Genomic DNA, 18,393 nt, shown 5'->3' with positions numbered 1-18,393 from the left:
GGCGGGAGGGACACCTTATGGGCAGAATCAAAAAATGGGGAAACCGGCGGCTGCAGCTGCCATCTTTCGGACGACTGCGCCTGCCGCGGATCAGCTTCACGCCGCCCGAGCGAAAAAGCTCGTTCAAGTCCGGCGGCTCCGGCATTTTTCGGCCGGTACAGCGGAGGGGCGAGCGCGGCGGATTCGGGGATGGGGGATGGATGAAGCTGCGGCCGGGGGGAACACGCTTCAAGTCCAGGCCCGCCAGGACTTCTCGTCAGACGGGTCACTGGAGCGAGCGGCCGAAAAGCGGCGGACGGCCGGGGCAAACGGCCGGGGGGCGGCAGCGCAGACCAGGGAGACGCCGCCGGTTCTGGCTAGCCGCGGTTCTGTTGACCCTGGCGGCAGTTATGTTTGGCCTCGGCTATGTGGAACGGCACCTGACGCCGCCGATCATCCATCTGGCGCAAATCCGGGTGAAGCAGGTCGCGACCGAGGCGATCAACAAGGCCATCGCTTCCCAGGTGGCAAGCGGCAGCAGCGCCGAGAAGCTGATCGACTGGAAGACGGACAGTGCGGGGAAAGTCTCCGGCTTTATGCTCAACTATTCGGAGCATATGCGTATTACTTCCCAGGCGGCGGAAGTGATTCAGTCCACCTTGGACGGCCTGCACAATCAAACCGAGCATATCCCGCTCGGCCAGGCGCTGGACAGTCCGCTGATCGCATCCTTCGGGCCGGATGTTCCGATCAAGATCGAGCCGCAGGGCGCGGTCAAGGTCGAACTGAATACCCGCCAGCAAAATGCGGGAATCAACATGATCCTGGTCGAAGTGTATATTCACATCGTTACCGAGGTGGCGGTGGTCGTTCCGTTTGACATGGAGCCTCAGGTGGTTGATACGGAAATTCCCGTCTCTTATCTGATGGTTGTCGGGGACGTCCCGATGTATTACTACGACAACCAGGGCAAACCGGTCGGCTCGGGGAGCGCCGGCGCGCCGAATATCGCGCTGCCCGCCCCGTCCTCCGGCGGGGTAAGTACGCCGGGCTCAAGCGGCGGCGCTGCCGCCCCGGGCGCGAGCGGTGCGCCAAGCCCGGGCGCGCGGGGCGGCCAGGCGGACGGCTCCGGCACCGGCGGAAGCTCCCGCGGGAGCTGGCGGCGGCGCTGCCGGAAGCGGTGGCGCGCCGTCCGCGGCGGAGCCGTAACCGGGCGGGCGCGGCCGCTGGCCCGGGTGCGAAGCCGGGGCCAGCAGAGCGGTGCGAGCGGCGGCAGTGGCGCGCCGTCTACGGCAGAGCCGTAAGGGGGCGAGCGCTGATCCTGGGGGCGAAGCCAGGGCGCGCGGGAGGCACGGCCGAAGATTTCCTGAATGAACGGGAATTTCTCCCGTTTATAAGCCGGAAATCTTCCGGATTTCCGAATAAACTGGAAAAACTCCTGTTTATTTCCCCACTTTGTCTACTTTACGGTGAAGGGGGAGGAATAAGCTGGAGCTTTTCCGCCTTAATGTACATTTTGGATGAAATATGAGAATTAAGCCGGAGAATTTCCGTTACAGGTAGTAGTCGAGAACGCCATTAGTTAGTTCATAGCCGACCGCCCGTTCGCTTTTGCCGCGCCGCACAGGAATCAGCCAGCCCTTGGAGCATATTTTTTTCAGCATAAGAACTGCCGTCTTGGCGTCGACTTCAAAATGCCGGGCGACATCCACCGGCCGCAAAGGTTTGGCGGCGTTAATGGCGAGCCGGAGCACCTCTTTTTCGGCCAGCACCGCTCTGGAGACGGGCGCAGCCGATGGCTGATAGCGGCTCAGCACCATACGCAGCAAGGTGACGCATAACTGTGGACGCTGTTCAATATCGTCATAGGCAAAGGAAATCACATGGTATCCCATCGCGTGCAGAAAGGTTTCCCGGTTCAATTCATTGCAATACTTCATCCGGTCCATATCGCGCACATGCGGGCCAAATCCCTTGATTTCTATAATCAGCTTGGCGTAACCCGGGAGCCAGGCAAAGTCGGCAAAATAAGACCTGCCCCGCCAATCCAGCACTTCATACTCCGGATGTAGATCATTCATATGGCCGATCAAAGGCCACCAGACCTTTTCCAGAAACAATGATTCGGCGTGCAGATGCCCCCTTGTTAGCCTGGATTGGCGTTCTCCTGTACGGTGTGCAAGATGATAATGAATAAACTGCTGATAGGCTTCGTTAAAGTCCATTTTTTCCTCCTCAAAATAAAAAAACGCCCCGGCTCACTCGGTTGAGTGAAACGGGACGTTCTTCGTCATAGCCCCATTATAATGCAGTTTTGAATCAGCGGAAAGGGAAAAAACCATTAAACTCCTTCATCGTGTGTAACCTCTGCATTTAGCGTCGGACCATCGTGCCATTTATCCGCGTAGCATGTTGTTGTTTGGCCTCGGACCATCGTGCCATTTATCCGCGTACCGTGTTGTTGTTTTGCTTCGGTCATCGTGCCATTTATCCGCGTAGAATGTTGTTGTTTGGCCTCGGTCATTGTGCCATTTATCTGCATACCATATTGCTGTTTCAGCTCGACTATCATGCCGTTTTGGCCGCTGTCCATGTTGCCGTTTTTCCTCTAGCAATTATGCCGTTTGGCTATTTCATGGCTGCAGGATTTCCCGCCGGCAACCGATCTAAGCATCCGAATCAAGATCTTTTTCACTGTTTAATCAAATCCTCCACTCCTAGGTCATGAACAGCTATAGCCCATCACAGGTTTTAACCTTCACATCACCCCATTTGGTATCCCGTCCGCCGCAGGCGTATAATAAACTCATTCACACCGAACCGCCGCGAAAAGAGGAATGATCATGGAACGCTGTCTGTTTATCCACGGGTTTACCGGGGGTATTTTTGAAATCGAGCCTCTGTCGGAATATTTGAAGCAGCATCATTATCTAACCCGTACGTTCACGCTAAAAGGGCACACCGGACGAAGAAACGATATGCGGCTTGCCACCCGGGAGGACTGGTACCGGCAGGCCGGGAAAGAGCTGGAGGAGATTGCCGGAAGCGGGCAGGGCGTGCATATCATCGGCTTTTCTATGGGGGCGCTGATCGCTTCCCGTCTGGCCGTCCGCTACAAAAGTCTGGTCAAATCGCTGACCCTGCTCGCCGCTCCGGTATTTCCGCTGAATCCGGGAGAGATTGTGAAGACGCTGGGCAGCCTATCTATGCTGAAGAACTATGTGAGCAAGTTTGGTTCGACGCCGATTCATGCCAACCGCGAATTTAGCCGGATCGTCCGCGAGAGCTTTAATCTGTTCCCGCAGATCGAGGCGCCGACGCTAATTGTGCAGGGAACAAGAGACCACCTGGTCAAAAACAAGAGCGCAGCCTATCTGAAGCGGCATATCGGTTCTTCCGACAAGGAGATTCTGCTGATCGAGCGCAGCGGGCATCTGCTGTGCTACTGCGAGGAGAAGGACAAGGTCTTGGGCGAGGTTCTCCAGTTCATCCGCAGCGCCGCTTCAAACTGATTCCCGGGTTTCCTCGCATCTTCCCGATAAGCGATCCAACTGCGTTAAGCCTTTCCCAATATGGGAGGGGCTTTTTTGCTGCTCCACTAAAAGCATAAATATGGTAAAATTAACTTAAATATTTCCAATTCATTTGAAAAGGTGGCTGCTATGCGAATAATCCCATCCTTGTTAAGCGCAACGTTTCTTTCACTGGTGATCATTGCGGGATGCACTTCATCCGCGTCCAATACTCCGCCCGAAAGCACAGCCCCGGTATCCGAAGATACAGCTGCCGCGCCCGAAAGCACAACCCCTGCACCTGAAAATACAGCGATCGCACCTGAGAGCACAGCTGATGCATCGGACAGTACGGCCAGCCCAAATGAAAATACAGACGCCGCCGAAGTTAACGAGGCTGTCCAAGCCGCAGAGAGGTACATACATGCGGAGTACCAAATTAAGGCGTCCGAAGATATACTGTCCGAAGAATCGGTCCGGAAGCGAAATGAAGAGATGAAGCCGTTTTTAACAGAATATTTTTATCAAAAGGCGGTCGATAGCCGTTACACACTTTTACCGCTGCAAGTTGCCTATAAACAGAATCTTTCCTTAATACCGGCAAATCTCCAATTAAATCTTGAAGAGCACAAAAAAGATACGGTTGAGTTAAAATATACTTTGGATCTTTTGTTGTTGGAGCAGCAGGGCAAGGAAATGAAGCGAATCCCTTTGGAGGGGATACTTACACTTTTTAACGTAAAAGGGCAATGGCTTGTACAGGGCGACAGATTTGATGCTCCCGCATTGGAGAAACTTATCGTCTGAATTCCCAATTTTCCCGCCTTTTCCCGATATGGGAACCATTCCGCCGAGCCTTTCCCATTATGGGAAGGGCTTTTTGGTGCTGCGTTTCGTATTCGGCCATTTCACGGCTTCTTATCAGATTTAATTTTTGGCACGGAAATTGCATCTTTATATAAATGAAGGCCAATTTAATCCAGGGGAGGCGCTTTAGGGGAACGGGGCATCCATGAAAGAACCAGCAGCAGGGCCTATAAATGAAACGGGAGGGATTCACTTGAGCATTTCAAAAGAATTGTTGAGTGAGATGTACCGGAAAATGCTGAGCATTCGCAAGTTTGAAAAGACGGCTTCGGTCTTCTTCGCGGAAGGCAAGATTCCGGGCTTTGTGCATTTATATATCGGGGAAGAAGCGATCGCCGTCGGCGCCTGCGCCAACTTAAGGGACGACGACTATATTACCAGCACCCACCGGGGGCATGGGCATATCGTTGCCAAAGGCGGAAATCTGAAGTACATGATGGCGGAACTGTTCGGCAAAGAAACAGGCTATTGTAAAGGAAAAGGAGGGTCCATGCACATTGCCGACGCGGAACTGGGCATCCTTGGCGCCAACGGCATTGTCGGGGCCGGACACTTGATCGCGACGGGAGCGGCCTGGAGCGCAAAATACAGAGGAACCGACCAAGTGAGCGTGTGCTTTTTTGGAGACGCTTCCACTAACCAAAGCACCTTCCATGAGGCGATGAATCTGGCCAGTCTGTGGAAGCTTCCGGTGATTTTCGTGTGCGAAAACAATTTGTACGGCATCTCCGTCAGCCAGGCGAGACACCAGAATATTCAGGATATTTCGCAGCGGGCCATCGGCTACGGCATGCCTGCGCTTACCGCGGACGGCAACGATGTGCTCACGGTCTACGAGAAGGTGGGCGAAGCGGTGAGCCGGGCGCGTGCGGGCGAAGGGCCGACTCTGCTGGAGTTTAAGACGTATAGACAGCACGGCCATTTTGAAGGAGATTCGGGCGCTTACCGGCCCAAGGAGGAAGTGGAGGCTTGGCTGCAAAAAGACCCGCTTCCAAGACTCGAAAGCCATCTGCTGGAGAACGGCATCCTGACAGAGGAGGAACTTGAGGCTATCCGGCAGGAGGTCGAGGAAGAGATCCGGGAAGCGCTGGAGTTCGCCGACGCAAGCCCGTATCCGGCTCCGGAGTCTTCCGTGCAGGACATTTACTCCGATTTGATTGAGGAGGCGCGAATCAGATGAGAAAAATCACTTACGGCGAGGGTATCCGCGAAGCTTTGCGGGAGAAAATGCTGGAGAACAAAAACGTCGTTCTGTTGGGCGAGGATGTCGGCCCTTACGGCGGCACCTTCGGCGTCACGAAAGGGCTGTGGGAGCAGTTCGGCGAAGAGCGGGTGCGCGACACGCCGATTTCGGAAGGGGTTATTGTCGGCGCTTCGGTGGGAGCGGCGGCGACGGGCCTGAGACCGGTGGCGGAGCTGATGTTCATCGATTTTCTCACCTTCGGCATGGATGGGCTGGTCAACCAGGCAGCCAAGATGAGATACATGTTCGGCGGCAAAATCTCCGTTCCGCTCGTGCTGCGGCTTCCTGCGGGCGGCGGCATCAGCGCCGGGGCGCAGCATTCCGGTTCGCTGGAGGCGTGGGTAACGCATGTGCCCGGACTTAAAGTCGTGTACCCGTCCAATGCCCGGGATGCGTGGGGCCTGATGCTGACCGCGATTGACGATGACAATCCGGTGGTTTATATCGAGAGCAAGGTGCTGTATTCGCAAAAAATCGAGGTGCCGGACAAGGTTGCCCCTATTCCTTTCGGCTCGGCCGCGGTTGCGCGGGAAGGCGCCGATGTCTCGGTCATCACCTACGGCAAGCAGGTCCATGACTCGCTGAAGGCGGCGGCCGCGCTCGCCAAAGATGGCATCGAGGTCGAAGTCATTGACCTTCGGTCGCTGTATCCGCTGGATAAGGAGACGATCTTCAAATCGGTCGCCAAGACGCACCGGGCGCTTGTCGTTACGGAGGAAGTGAAGCGCGGCGGCTACGGCGGAGAACTGTCGGCGCTTATATCGGAGCAGTGCTTCGACGAACTTGACGCCCCGGTCGTCCGGATCGGTGCCCTGGATTCTCCGGTTCCTTATTCGCAAATACTGGAATCCCTGGTGCTTCCGAGTGTGGAGGATATCGTCAAGGGCGTCAAGGAGATGTTCTGAACCCTGCGGCCATTTCCGGGAACGGCATCCGGCTGTCCTGGAATTGTCCGGGAGATACTTGCAAAATCATGGAGGTGCGTCATGGCTGAACTGGTCGTATTGCCCAAGCTGGGCCTTACAATGACGGAAGGAACCGTCTCCAATTGGCGGAAGGCCAAGGGAGACCGCGTGGAGCAGGGAGACATTCTGTTCGATGTGGAGACCGATAAAATATCCAATGAAATCGAAGCCAAGACAAGCGGAGTGCTGAGGGAGATTCTGGTCGAGGAAGGGACGGTGGAGGTATTTCATCCGCTCGCGATTATTGCGGACGCTGGCGAGGATATATCCGCGCTGCTTCCGGCGGGCGCCGCAGGGCAGCCGGCGGGGGGAGAATTGCCGTCATCCGCCGCCGGAGCATCCGTCCTGGACGCTTCCGGGGAGGAGGAAGAAACTGCCCAGGACGGACCCGCCGCGCATGGCGGCCGGATCAAGGCTTCCCCGCTGGCCCGGCGAACGGCGAAGGAACGGGGCGTGGAGCTGTCAGCGGTAAAAGGCACGGGGCCGAAGGGCCGGATAACGGACAGCGATGTGCGGCGGTATGCCGAGAGCGGGAAGGACGGCTCGCCTAAAGTCCGGATTTCCCCGGCTGCGGCGAAGGAAGCAGCGGCGCTCGGTATAAATCCCGCCGACATCCACAAGGACGGCAGAATCATGAAGGAGGATGTCCGGTCTTGGGCCGCCGGTGGAGAGGCTCTTTCCCAAAACGAGGGCCAGTCTTCCGCTTCAGCATTCGGCGCCCGGTCGGCGGCGGCCATTCGGAATGCGGACACGGAAGAACAAGCCGTGTCGCGTGTTCCGATGAGCGCCATGCGCAGGGTGATCGCCAAGCGGATGCGCGAAAGCGTGGATATCTCCCCGTCAGTTACTTACAACATGCGGGTGGACACATCCGCATTGGCCGCACTCAGACGGCAGTTGCAGGATTCGCGAAAGATCACTTACACCGATCTGCTGGTCGCCATCGCCGCCAAAGCGCTGCTGGAGCACCCGCTGCTTAACTGCTCCATTGAAGGAAACGATTTGGTGATCCATAAAGCGGTTCATATCGGCGTGGCCGTCGGGCTGGAGGGCGGTTTGGTCGTGCCCGTTGTCCGCAACGCCCATCTGAAAGGTCTGGGCGAAATTTCCGATGAGGTGCGCTTGCTTGCCGCAGGCGCGAGGAACAATACGCTGACTCCGGGGGATATGACCGGAGGCACCTTCACGATAACCAATCTCGGAATGTACGGTATGGAGTCTTTTTCCCCGATTATTAATCAGCCCGAGGTGGCGATTCTCGGCGTAAGCGCGATTGTGGATACGCCGGTTGCCGTGAACGGCGAAGTCGTCGTCAAACCGCTGATGAATCTGAGTCTGACAGCGGATCACCGGGCGGTGGACGGCGCGGTCGCGGCGCAGTTTATGCAGAGAATCAAGGCGTACGCCGAGAATCCGGCGCTGCTGCTGCTGTGAAAGGAGAACAAGGGATGAAAGTTGTCGTGCTTGGAGGAGGTCCCGGCGGCTATGTCGCCGCCATAAGGGCCGCCCAATTGGGAGCGGAAGTGACGCTGATTGAGAAAAAAGCTTTGGGTGGAACCTGCCTCAATGTCGGCTGCATTCCGACCAAAGTGCTGCTGCATACAACAGAGTTCTATACGGCGCTAAAGCGTGAATCGGCCGAAATCGGCCTGGAAGTTCCGCAGATTGCGGTGGACTGGAAGAAGCTGCAAAAGCGCAAGGACAAGATTGTCCGGATGAACGCAGGCGGAATCGACTCTTTGCTTAAGAAGAACAAAGTGACCAAAATCATCGGCACCGGCAGGTTTACCGGTATCCATGAGCTGGAAGTAAGCGGTGCGGACGGAAGCATACAGATCATTGGTTTCGACCGTGCAATCGTCGCCACCGGATCGGAGCCGTCGCGGGTGCCGATTCCCGGCACGGAGCTCTCCGCTGTTATCACGAGCGACGAGGCTCTGTCGCTTCCGGAGGTGCCGGAAAGCCTCTGCATTATCGGTGGCGGGGTAATCGGCTGCGAGTTCGCCAGTATATACAGCAGCCTGGGCTGCAGGGTTACGATTATCGAGATGCTGCCGGAGCTGATCGCAGCGATGGATCGCGACATCGTCAGCTGCCTGCGGAAGGAATTCGCCGCCGCCGGCGTAGATGTTCATACGGAAACCCGGGTTGAGCGCATCGAACAAACGCCAACAGGAGGGCTGTCCATCAAGGCGGTATCCCCTTCGGGCCCGATAACTGTCAAAGCGGAGAAGGTGCTGCTGTCCATCGGCCGCCATCCGAAGACGTCGGGACTCGGCCTGGAGAAACTCGGCGTCTCCATGAAGAAGGGCGCCATCGAGGTGGACCGCAGCATGCGGACGGCGGTGCCGTCCATTTACGCCATCGGCGACTGCGTCGGCGGGATCATGCTGGCACATGTCGCCTCGGCGGAAGGCATCGTTGCAGCCGAGCATATCATGGGCGAGCCGTCTCCGGTGGATTTCCGCACCGTCCCGTCCTGCGTGTATACGAGACCGGAACTGGCCTCGGTCGGATTGACCGAAGAAGACGCCCGGGAGCAAGGATTGGAAGTAAAGACGGGGAGTTTCCCGCTTCAGGCCAACGGCAAGTCCATGATCATGGGTGAAACGAACGGGCTGGTCAAATATGTAACCGATGCGCGGAGCGGCGAGATTCTCGGGCTGCATATCGCCGGTCCCAGGGCCACGGATATGATCGCGCAGGGCGCGCTGGCGCTTCGGCTGGAAGCGACGCTGGATGAGATCGAAACGACGGTGCATGCTCATCCAACCGTTTCCGAAGCTCTGCTGGAAGCCGCCCTTGCCGTGCATCACCGCGCAATCCACTCACATTAAACTGGGCGTTCCCCTGTGCAGCCATACGGATAAGATGATCTGAAAGATGGCCGGTTCCCATTTTGGGAATATGTCATCAGAAGTTCATCTTATCCGTTATTTTGCCGTTATCAACCTTTGAGCGGACAATTATAATAAGAATAGATAATGATGTAAGCGTATACAACACAAGCGGCTATATAAATATGCATGTCCGGCTGAAAGGGTACGATAGAGGGGGAACCGGAAATGATCAGTTATCCGAATACGATGAGCAGATGGGAAGCTTTTACCGAATGCGGGAGAATTCCCGAAGGAACACGTCCGGAAATCGCGGCTTCCTGGCTAAGATGCCGGGCGGCCGGAGTCAACCCGCTGCAGGGAAAAGGGGTACAGGTATCCGCGGAAGAGCTTCGGCTCCGGCTTGAAGAGAAGCGGCTGCTTGTCTCCGTAGCCAAACCGATTATGAACAGCATCTACCAGGTGATCAAGGATACGGTTTACGCCATTGTGCTGACGGATCAGGACGGTGTTCTGCTCCGCACGATGCTTAACAAGGAGATTGAGCCCGAGTGTGCGAAGGTGAATTTTTTCGAGGGGGCAAGGTGGGATGAGGCCAGCGTCGGCACCAACGCCGTCGGAACCGCGCTGACGGACGACATGCCGATACAGGTGCTCGGGGACGAACATTACTGCGAATCGCATCACGCCTGGACCTGCTCGGCGGCACCTATTCACGACAGCTCCGGTCGGGTCATCGGCTGCCTCGATCTGTCCGGCAAAGCGGAGGACGTGCACCCCCATACCTTTGGCATTGTCGTTTCCGCCGTGAGCAGCATTGAAGAACAGCTTAATGTGCTGGAGACGAACCAGTTGATGAACGCCGTGTTTCAATCCATGCAGGACGGGCTGCTGGTGATCGATACGGAATACCAAATCCGGCAGTTCAATGAACGGTTGGCTTCCATTTTTATGCTGGGGATGGAAGAGGTTCGGGAGCTGGACATAAAGGAATTGCTGCAGGATGTCGATCTGGAGGGCGTGTTCAGGAACAAGAGCCGCATCGGTTATGCGGATTGCACGCTTACGGTGAAGGGGAAGAAGATTGAGTGCATGGTCAATATCTTTCCGTATACGTTGGACGAACGGGTGGTCGGGGCATCGCTCACGATAAGGGAAGCGGTACAGGTCCGCAAGGAGGTCAACCAGCTGGCAGGCTTCAAGGCCAACTACCGGTTTGAGGATATCGTGACTCATCATTCTTATATGAAGGAGCAGATCGATTTTGCCCGAAAAATCGCCAGAACGAACTGCACGGTTCTGATCGAAGGAGAAAGCGGCACCGGCAAGGAACTGTTCGCCCAATCCATTCATAACGCCAGCACGCGTGCGGACGGACCGTTTATCGCCATTAACTGCGCGGCGCTGCCCAAGGAACTGGTGGAAAGTGAACTGTTCGGCTATGAGAAAGGCTCGTTCACGGGAGCATTGCGCGAAGGCAACCCGGGAAAGTTCGAACTGGCGAACGGGGGGACGCTATTTCTGGACGAAATCGGGGAGCTGTCTCTTGAGATTCAGGCGAAGCTCCTCCGGGTGCTGGACAACCACAAGGTTCGGAGGATCGGCGGCAAGCATGAACGGATGCTGGATGTCAGGGTTATAGCGGCTACCAACCGGGATCTGCTGGAGGAAGTGGGGCAAAAGGCTTACCGGGGCGACCTGTATTACCGGCTGAATGTCATCAATCTCAAGCTGCTGCCGCTGCGGGAGCGGCCGGAGGATATACCGCCGCTTGCCCGGCTCTTCCTGCGCAAATGCAACCGGGAAAATCCCGGCCCGGCCAAACGGTTCGACAGCGCCTTTCTGGAAAAATTGCAGGACCGTCAGTGGAGAGGGAATGCGCGCGAACTGCAAAATACCGTACAGCGGGCCTATTATTTAAGCGCCGGGGACTGTATTGCCGAGAAGGAAGCCATTCCGGTCCGCCAGACGGAGAGCGGCCCCTCTGACGCGCACTTGACGCGCTTTCAAGCGTCCGCTCCTGCGGGCCTGCCGGCTGTCAAGAGCATGCGGCAGACCGAGCTGGAGAACATCCGCCGCGCTCTGGCTGCAAGCGGCGGCAATGTGGTGGAGGCGGCCCGGCTGCTGCATATCGGCAAATCGACCTTGTACCGCAGACTGGCGGAATACGGAATCGGCCGGGATGAAGCCTGACAACAAAAAAAGGAGCCGCACGTCTTTCTCAGCGGCTCTTTCTATTCTTTATCAGCGCCTTTCGTTCGGCATTCTCCCACTGCTTCAGCAGCGGGTAAGGGTCGAAGGCCCACTCCGTAAGACCGCGGTCCTTATAGATGCCGTAATGCAGATGAGGCGGGAATTTCCCCTGCGTACCCGGTTTGCCGTATCCGGAGCTTCCGGCCCAGCCGATCTGCTGTCCGGGCTTGACGATATCGCCAGCGGAGAGCGATTTATCAAAGCCGGACAGATGGGCGTAATAATGGTAGCGGTTCTCGATGTCGCGGATGCCGATCCGCCAGCCGCCGTAGCGGTTCCAGCCTTTGGTCTCCACAACGCCGTAGCAGGTGCTCCGTACGGTAACGCCGTGGGGCGTGAACAGGTCGGTGCCTTCATGGATGCGTGCTCCGCCCCAGCTTCGTCCGCTGCCCCAGGTGCTCCGGTAAGAGTACGTGTTGCCCAGCGGCAGAGGAAAGGCGCTGCCCGAAAGGTCAAGCCGGCCAAAGTGCCGGTACAGATTGGCGAATTGGTCGATGCGCTGGGAAGCTCGTCCGTTATGGTAATACTCCCAGACGGCAATGCCAAAGTCGCTGGCTGAGTTCCCGTATTTCGCCAGATAGGCTGCCATACTATAAAGAACGTCAATGTCGTTTCCCGGATCGGCTTTGCCGTCTCCCGAACCGTCGCGCCCGAAACCGCTGAAGAAGGAAATGGACGAGGGAGAGGTATCCTCCTGATCCGGATTCAGCGGGCCGCACCATACCGGTTCGGGAACCGCAATTCCGATGAGGCGGACTGGCGCACCGGTCAGAGGTTTTCCTTTTTTCGCAATGGTTCGTTCATACTGATCAATGGCGGCCAGGCGGTACCAGGGAATATTTGTGGTTGCGCTCATTTGGTCGTAAAGCTCCTGGCGGGCGGCAATAATGCCGCCGGCAGCGGCTTCGGCTCGGGCGCCAACGCGGTTTCCCCGGGCGGACAATCCTTTGTCCCCGGTTCCCGGATTAACCGCGGTTCCGAAAGCCGCCCCGCCGAAGCTTCCCCATAATACGGCCGCCGCGGACACGGTGAGCAGCGCCCGCCGCGTTTTTATTCTTAGGAACGGCAAGGTGTAAAGCCTCCTTTTTACGGATATAAGGGCGATTACAGCAGCAGCTTTTCTTTTAGATTGAACAAATCCGCATTTTTTATCCATTGGAAAGAAAAGAAGCCGGAGTTCCTCTCCGGTCCGGCACTGCTTTTGTCATCCTTCTTTCACAAAAGCAGGCAATTCCCTACGGCGCATGTTATAATGTAAGGCAGTAACTTAACATCTTTTCACATTCAGGCGGAGAGGGGTTTGCTACCATGACGAAAAAAGACGTTAAACAACCCAAGCCGGATTGGATTCGTATTAAGCTGACAACCGGCGATAATTATCAAGATATTAAAGGTATGATGCGTTCAAAAACTTTACATACCGTCTGCGAAGAGGCGCGCTGCCCGAATATTTATGAATGTTGGGCGAACCGGACGGCTACATTTATGATTCTGGGCGATATTTGTACCCGCGCCTGCCGCTTCTGCGCGGTCAACACCGGGATGCCTACCGAACTGGATCTTCAGGAGCCGGAACGGGTGGCCGAAGCCGCTGAAGGTATGAACCTGCGCCACTGCGTTGTAACAAGCGTAGCGCGGGATGATCTGAAGGATGGCGGAGCAAAGATTTTTGCCGAGACGGTAGCTGCGATCCGCCGGCGCCTGCCGCTGTGCAGCGTGGAGGTGCTCATTCCCGATTTCCTCGGCGACCAGGGCAGTCTGCAGATTGTGATGGACAGTAGGCCCGACATTCTGAACCATAATATCGAGACGGTCGAGCGTATGTCCGACCGCGTGCGCGCCAAGGCTAAATACCGCCGTTCCCTCGAACTGCTGCGCCAGGCCAAGGAAATGAAACCGGACATTCCGACAAAGTCCAGCATCATGCTCGGAGTAGGGGAAGAATGGGACGAAATTTTGCAGGCGATGGACGATTTGCGCGCGGTGGACTGCGACATCCTTACGCTGGGTCAATATTTGCAGCCTTCCCCGCAGCATCTGAATGTCGTTAAATATTATCCGCCGGAAGATTTCGCACGGCTGAAGGAAGAAGGACTGAAGCGCGGCTTCAGTCACGTTGAGTCGGGACCGCTCGTGCGCAGCTCCTACCATGCGCATGAGCAGGTTCAGTCAGCCGAGAAGACCCGCGAGGGGCGTACGGTAACGAACTGACCGCATGGTAACATATTTTTTGTGAAAGGCAGGCGAGTCTTGCTTGATCGTTATAGGCGGTAAATGTTACGAGCTTATGGTGAACCATAAGGAGGGCTGGAATCCGGAAGGCTTCCGCGGAAGATACAGTGAGGTGCTCGAGCGCTACGATTATATTGTCGGGGATTGGGGCTACAGCCAGCTGCGCCTGAAAGGTTTTTACCGGGATAACCATCCGAAAGTGAACCGGGATACGGCCATTTCCGGTCTGATCGATTACATCAATGAATACTGCAACTTCGGCTGTGCCTATTTTGTCCTCCGCAAGATGAAGGATGCTCAAAAAGACCCGAATGCCAAAGACATTCTGGTTAAGGAGCCTGGCGAGGCTCCAAAGGAGGTGCCGGGCAAGGTGACGGTCTCCCAGGAGGGCGCTCCCAAAGAGGAGGGCATTCCGCAAGTTTCCTCCCGTAAGTTTCAGGCGGAATCGGCGGTTTCCAGAGAGGTGCCGTCCAGAGAGTATACTTCCAAAGATAGACCGGGCAAGGATCGCGGCAGAGACAACCGAAACAAGGATTATCAGGGCAGAAAAGGAGCCCGCGATAATCAGGCGAGGGATAATCAAAGCCGGGACAACCAGCCGAAGCCGAACCCGTCCCGGGAGTATCAGAGCCGCGAAGCTCAAGGCAGGGATTCTCGGCAGAAACCGCCCCAAGGTCCCGCGGGACAATCGTAACGCTCTTGAAATGACTTAACAGCGCCGGCTTGCGCAGTCGGCATATGAATAAAAGGTGCCGCAAGACGTTCCGATGAACGCCTTGCGGCACCTTTTTGTTAAAATATAAGTTCGGCGGAGTTATCGATCACTCCCTAAGATTTCACAGAAACAGTAATGCGGTTCTGCGTTTTGTTATAGCTCCAGGCCAGCGCAGGGAACTTTTTCTTGAAGGCATTCAGCGCGATATACGTTTCCCCGTTCTGATAGAGCGCCTCTTTGGAGGAAACGCTGAAGCCGAAAGTCTTGCCGGACCCGGCAGCGATAATCACTTTCTTATTCTTGGCATCCCAGGTCAGATCGCCTTCAACCAAAGCGGTTAGAACGCGGGAGGAAGCGTACACGCTGCCGCCCTGCTTCACCAGACCGACATTGCCGGAAAAAGCGAAACCGTTCACGTCGAGAATATGGTTGTCGCCCGCGGCTTCGATCGATTTCATGCCCGCAAGCTGAAGCGCGGTAATGATCTGCGCCGCATCGTCCTTGATCTCGATATCCGGGGTCAGACCGATATGGTTGAAATCGACTTTATCCGGAGTCAGATACCGTTCCGTGGTCAGCTTGAGCAGGCCGCCGTCCGACAGGTCAAGCAGGCTTTGAATCCGGGCTTTTCCATAGGTTTTGGTGCCGACGACCGTAGCCAGCTCATTGTCGTGCAGCGCTCCGGTCAGCGCTTCGGAGGCGCTGGCCGTATATTCATTCGTCAGAATGATCACAGGCACATCCATTTTGGAGCCATTCGTAATCGTTACCGGGGTAAGTACATCCGTGTTGTCCGCAGTATACATCATAATGCCTTTGTCGATGAACTGGGAAGCGATATTATAAGCCGAATCCATATAGCCGCCGCCATTGTTGCGAAGATCGAGAATTATGGACCTCATTCCTGAAGCGCGCATATTTTTGAGCACGGCCGCGAATTCTTCATCGGAATCTTCCGTGAAGCCGTTGAGCGAAATATAGGCGATTTTGGGCCCGACAATTTTGCCGGTAACGGACGGATACGCGATTTCGCTGCGCTTCACAGTGTACGTCTTGGATGCGCCGTTCCGCTGGATGAGCAGAGTCACCTTGGTGCCTTCCTTTCCGCTCAGGGTATCGCCTTCGATATCGCTGATCTTCACGCCGTTGATCTTCAGAATGGTATCTCCGCGTTTCAGTCCGGCACTCTCCGCAGGCGATCCGGCCATGACCTGCTCGATGTACAGCTCGTTGCCCGCGTAGGCCAGCTGAACTCCGATGCCGACATAATCCAAAGCCAGCTGACTTTGAAGCTCCTTGCTCTCGTCGCTGCTGAAATACTGGCTGTAAGGATCGTCAAGCGAATCCACCATGCCGTCGATCGCGGCGCGGATCAAGGCGTCTTTGTCGGCTCCGGTCAGGTTGTATTTCTCCACATACTGCATTACCTCATTGATTAAATCGGTATCCGAGGATGCTTGGCTGGTAGCCTGAGCGCTGTCGGCCGCCATTGCTGCGGGAGACAGAATCAGCGACAAGGCCAAACAGGCGCCGGCCGCAGATGCCGTAAGCTTTTTAAATGTCATGTTATAACGTCCTTTACGGATTATTTGGTTCGCCTTCCACTGAATTGGAGACGGTATAGCTGTCACTAATGGTCCAAGCGCCGTCAGCCGACTTATCGAGAAGAAGAATAAGGGCTTGATTGTACGATACCGATTCATTCTTATCCGTAACCTGCTGCTCCACATAAACGGCTGCTTCGGCTCCATTGAAGTAAAAGACGTTCGAAGCCGATAAGGTATAGGCTAAATCATACATTTTGAAGAATTCTTCCAGGGATGATTTTTGTGTGTTATCGTAATCCTCGCCGTAAGAAGTCATAGTGGACAGCATTACAGTCACATTTTTATCGTTCAAGCTTTCATAATGGCGTTTGAGCGTATCCTGGATAGCGTTATCGGTGCCCTGCGGCATCTCCGCCCGCTGCATCCCTTGTTCCCGCGTGAAGAGAACGGTCGACTTTTGATTCTGCACATCGGAAATTTTCCATGATCCGCTTCGCACCAGTGTGTATATGTACTCGTCTTGGGAGTCCGGAATATAGGTCCCTCCGGTACGTGTAGAGGTCTCCACTGTGGCTACCGTCGCTTCATTGTCTTTCAGGCCGAGGATATCCATGCTCTTCACCTCGCTCTTCAAATCGTAAGCCTGGAACATGCGCTCAAGGCCGGTGACGCTTTGGGCAAAGTCGGAGCCGGTCTGGGCCAAAGAGGCGATTCCAGCGGCATTCTCCGAGTTGAAATAGCTTGTCAGGGTGTTCATCAGAGAGGCAATGTCTTCCTCATCCCGGTTTTTGGATACAGGCGTAGTAATTTGGACGCTTCTTGAGGCCGGGTTCCACACGACTTTCCCGCCGGTGGCTTCGCCGATAAAGCGCAGCGGCACATAGGCGGTTCCTCCGGTTTGTACGGGGGCGGCCGGGAGCTTGCGGACCGTGCTGTTGACCGAGGCGCGGTTGCTGCCGATGGTCAGGCGCAGGTTCAGGTTTGTGCTTGTTCCGGTGACCGAACGCGCCACGGGATCCCAGCCCACTTTCAGGCCAAGCTTCTCGAACACGGCCCTGAACGGAACCATCACCGAGCCGTTCTGCAAATAAGGAGAGCCTGCCGAAAAGGAAAGCCGGACGCCGTCAACATAGACCGTAATCGGTGCTTGCGCCGCGAAGGCGGGAACGGCGAGAGCCAGGGACAACAAGAGAGCCCCCAGCATTGTAAACCACTTGTTCAACAATTTTCTCCCCTTTTTTATGTAACTCTTTGTAAAATATCCTCATTGTACCATTTCGTTTCTTCCTATGTCTATCGGCGTAAAACGCCTGCTCTGCTAGATTGCAGGCAAAAAGACGCCCTGCGCCAACAGCCGGGGACGGCTGCTGCACGGGCTCGGTGCGGGGTGAATAATTGGAAGCGTCTTCGGGAGCTGCTAAATAAGGAATGCCGAGCGTACACGGCTCCAGAATGGAAACGGCCGGTAACGGGCGAAGCTGACCTTTTTCTCCGATACCTGGCACCGGACGGAAATCAGATCGTCGATAGGATAGTTGATATGATCCAGGGTAAGCATCAGTTTCTGTTCCCTGCAGGAGAAAATGTCGCAATGGTGATGCTTGGGCAGAAGCAGCGGGGAACCCATCGTGCGGAACACCCGATTGTTAATCGACGCAATCTCCGAGATCTGGAGAGCTTCAATGGAGGGATGGACCATCGCGCCTCCGAGGCTTTTGTTGTAGGCTGTACTTCCGGAAGGCGTGGAGATGCAGATGCCGTCCCCGCGGAACATCTCGAACGTCTCGTCGTTGATATCGATCTGAAGAACGACCGTACCGTCAACCCCTTTCAGAGTGAACTCGTTAAGGGCAATATGAGAAGAAGTGCCTGATTTCTTGTGAATTTCCAGCTCCAGAAGCGGATACTTGACGATCCGCGGCTTATGCGGAAGATGATCTGCCTTACCGCACATATAATCTACCAGAGTGGACAGTTCTTCAGCTTTCCAGTCCGCATAGAAGCCGAGGTGGCCCGTATGGACACCGACGAAAGCAAGCTCGGGTATCCGGTCAATAAAGGTATGGAAGGCGTGAAGCATCGTACCGTCTCCGCCGATGGAAACGACAATTTCGGGAGATTCTGCGTCTAGCTGCAGTCCCCGCTCCTTCGCAAGCTTGTGAAACTGTTGACTGAGATCAATGGACAGTTGATCGCCGCGGTCCAGGACATAATATCTCAAGGTGAATAGACTCCTTTGTTAG

Annotated in this window: 16 protein-coding genes; 10 read left to right on the top strand and 6 right to left on the bottom strand. The window is 55.7% G+C overall.

Annotated elements, in window-relative coordinates; translation table 11 throughout:
• Window positions 1–17: 17 nt before the first annotated feature.
• A complete protein-coding gene (gene yunB, locus PUR_RS26415; protein WP_332107915.1) occupies window positions 18–1,283 on the top strand; it encodes a sporulation protein YunB in 1,266 nt (421 codons plus the stop codon).
• Window positions 1,284–1,532: 249 nt separating this feature from the next.
• On the opposite strand, the gene PUR_RS21485 is transcribed toward yunB, so the two are convergent.
• Both PUR_RS21485 and PUR_RS21480 read right to left on the bottom strand, forming a co-directional pair.
• Window positions 1,533–2,204, bottom strand: coding sequence for a DUF559 domain-containing protein (locus PUR_RS21485; protein WP_179037013.1), 672 nt, complete (start codon window positions 2,202–2,204; stop codon window positions 1,533–1,535).
• Window positions 2,205–2,320: 116 nt separating this feature from the next.
• Entirely contained in the window at window positions 2,321–2,572 is a 252-nt protein-coding gene (locus PUR_RS21480) for a hypothetical protein (protein ID WP_179037012.1), read from the bottom strand.
• 250 nt (window positions 2,573–2,822) lie between these two features.
• Between PUR_RS21480 and PUR_RS21475 the strand changes: the two genes are divergently transcribed.
• The 7 genes from PUR_RS21475 to PUR_RS21445 all read left to right on the top strand — a co-directional run bounded on the left by PUR_RS21475 (window position 2,823) and on the right by PUR_RS21445 (window position 11,596).
• A complete protein-coding gene (locus PUR_RS21475; protein ID WP_179037011.1) occupies window positions 2,823–3,491 on the top strand; it encodes an alpha/beta hydrolase in 669 nt (222 codons plus the stop codon).
• A gap of 150 nt (window positions 3,492–3,641) precedes the next feature.
• Complete coding sequence (locus PUR_RS21470) at window positions 3,642–4,298, top strand: hypothetical protein (RefSeq protein ID WP_232101596.1); 657 nt, start codon at window positions 3,642–3,644, stop codon at window positions 4,296–4,298.
• 283 nt (window positions 4,299–4,581) lie between these two features.
• Complete coding sequence (locus PUR_RS21465) at window positions 4,582–5,538, top strand: thiamine pyrophosphate-dependent dehydrogenase E1 component subunit alpha (RefSeq protein WP_442953851.1); 957 nt, start codon at window positions 4,582–4,584, stop codon at window positions 5,536–5,538.
• Window positions 5,535–6,506, top strand: coding sequence for an alpha-ketoacid dehydrogenase subunit beta (locus PUR_RS21460; RefSeq protein WP_179037008.1), 972 nt, complete (start codon window positions 5,535–5,537; stop codon window positions 6,504–6,506). Before PUR_RS21465 ends, PUR_RS21460 begins: the two co-directional genes overlap by 4 nt.
• An 81-nt stretch (window positions 6,507–6,587) precedes the next feature.
• Window positions 6,588–8,000 (top strand): dihydrolipoamide acetyltransferase family protein, encoded by a 1,413-nt coding sequence (locus PUR_RS21455; RefSeq protein WP_179037007.1) that lies wholly within the window; start codon window positions 6,588–6,590, stop codon window positions 7,998–8,000.
• A 14-nt stretch (window positions 8,001–8,014) separates the two neighbouring features.
• The gene (lpdA, locus tag PUR_RS21450; protein ID WP_179037006.1) at window positions 8,015–9,403 is read left to right on the top strand and encodes a dihydrolipoyl dehydrogenase; all 1,389 of its coding nucleotides are present in this window, start codon (window positions 8,015–8,017) and stop codon (window positions 9,401–9,403) included.
• A 228-nt stretch (window positions 9,404–9,631) separates the two neighbouring features.
• Window positions 9,632–11,596 (top strand): sigma-54-dependent Fis family transcriptional regulator, encoded by a 1,965-nt coding sequence (locus tag PUR_RS21445; protein ID WP_179037005.1) that lies wholly within the window; start codon window positions 9,632–9,634, stop codon window positions 11,594–11,596.
• 28 nt (window positions 11,597–11,624) lie between these two features.
• Here PUR_RS21445 and PUR_RS21440 read toward each other — a convergent pair whose 3' ends face one another.
• Window positions 11,625–12,725, bottom strand: a complete 1,101-nt coding sequence (locus PUR_RS21440) for a M23 family metallopeptidase (RefSeq protein ID WP_232101595.1) — start codon at window positions 12,723–12,725, stop codon at window positions 11,625–11,627.
• Window positions 12,726–12,964: 239 nt separating this feature from the next.
• On the opposite strand from PUR_RS21440, the gene lipA reads away from it, so the two are divergent.
• Window positions 12,965–13,867, top strand: a complete 903-nt coding sequence (gene lipA, locus PUR_RS21435) for a lipoyl synthase (protein WP_179037003.1) — start codon at window positions 12,965–12,967, stop codon at window positions 13,865–13,867.
• Window positions 13,868–13,910: 43 nt separating this feature from the next.
• Window positions 13,911–14,582, top strand: a complete 672-nt coding sequence (locus PUR_RS21430) for a YutD family protein (protein WP_179037002.1) — start codon at window positions 13,911–13,913, stop codon at window positions 14,580–14,582.
• Window positions 14,583–14,716: 134 nt separating this feature from the next.
• On the opposite strand, the gene PUR_RS21425 is transcribed toward PUR_RS21430, so the two are convergent.
• From PUR_RS21425 to PUR_RS21415, 3 genes are all read right to left on the bottom strand, one after another.
• Window positions 14,717–16,168 (bottom strand): S41 family peptidase, encoded by a 1,452-nt coding sequence (locus PUR_RS21425; RefSeq protein WP_179037001.1) that lies wholly within the window; start codon window positions 16,166–16,168, stop codon window positions 14,717–14,719.
• 13 nt (window positions 16,169–16,181) lie between these two features.
• Window positions 16,182–17,372 carry a copper amine oxidase N-terminal domain-containing protein gene (locus PUR_RS21420; protein ID WP_179037000.1) on the bottom strand — a complete coding sequence of 397 codons (1,191 nt, stop codon included), beginning with the start codon at window positions 17,370–17,372 and terminating at the stop codon, window positions 16,182–16,184.
• A gap of 195 nt (window positions 17,373–17,567) precedes the next feature.
• On the bottom strand, window positions 17,568–18,371 hold the full coding sequence (locus tag PUR_RS21415; RefSeq protein WP_179036999.1) for an NAD kinase: 804 nt from the start codon (window positions 18,369–18,371) through the stop codon (window positions 17,568–17,570).
• Between the last annotated feature and the right edge of the window lie 22 nt (window positions 18,372–18,393).

The sequence above is a fragment of the Paenibacillus sp. URB8-2 genome (genome assembly GCF_013393385.1).
GTDB lineage: Bacteria > Bacillota > Bacilli > Paenibacillales > Paenibacillaceae > Paenibacillus_AQ.
This window is presented reverse-complemented; position numbering and strand designations above follow the sequence as displayed.

What these genes read in the sequence shown, in the direction of transcription:
- yunB (WP_332107915.1), top strand. Translation starts at nt 18, where the DNA reads ATGGGCAGAATCAAAAAATGGGGAAACCGGCGGCTGCAGCTGCCATCT.
- PUR_RS21485 (WP_179037013.1), bottom strand. Translation starts at nt 2,204, where the DNA reads ATGGACTTTAACGAAGCCTATCAGCAGTTTATTCATTATCATCTTGCA.
- PUR_RS21480 (WP_179037012.1), bottom strand. Translation starts at nt 2,572, where the DNA reads ATGGACAGCGGCCAAAACGGCATGATAGTCGAGCTGAAACAGCAATAT.
- PUR_RS21475 (WP_179037011.1), top strand. Translation starts at nt 2,823, where the DNA reads ATGGAACGCTGTCTGTTTATCCACGGGTTTACCGGGGGTATTTTTGAA.
- PUR_RS21470 (WP_232101596.1), top strand. Translation starts at nt 3,642, where the DNA reads ATGCGAATAATCCCATCCTTGTTAAGCGCAACGTTTCTTTCACTGGTG.
- PUR_RS21465 (WP_442953851.1), top strand. Translation starts at nt 4,582, where the DNA reads ATGTACCGGAAAATGCTGAGCATTCGCAAGTTTGAAAAGACGGCTTCG.
- PUR_RS21460 (WP_179037008.1), top strand. Translation starts at nt 5,535, where the DNA reads ATGAGAAAAATCACTTACGGCGAGGGTATCCGCGAAGCTTTGCGGGAG.
- PUR_RS21455 (WP_179037007.1), top strand. Translation starts at nt 6,588, where the DNA reads ATGGCTGAACTGGTCGTATTGCCCAAGCTGGGCCTTACAATGACGGAA.
- lpdA (WP_179037006.1), top strand. Translation starts at nt 8,015, where the DNA reads ATGAAAGTTGTCGTGCTTGGAGGAGGTCCCGGCGGCTATGTCGCCGCC.
- PUR_RS21445 (WP_179037005.1), top strand. Translation starts at nt 9,632, where the DNA reads ATGATCAGTTATCCGAATACGATGAGCAGATGGGAAGCTTTTACCGAA.
- lipA (WP_179037003.1), top strand. Translation starts at nt 12,965, where the DNA reads ATGACGAAAAAAGACGTTAAACAACCCAAGCCGGATTGGATTCGTATT.
- PUR_RS21425 (WP_179037001.1), bottom strand. Translation starts at nt 16,168, where the DNA reads ATGACATTTAAAAAGCTTACGGCATCTGCGGCCGGCGCCTGTTTGGCC.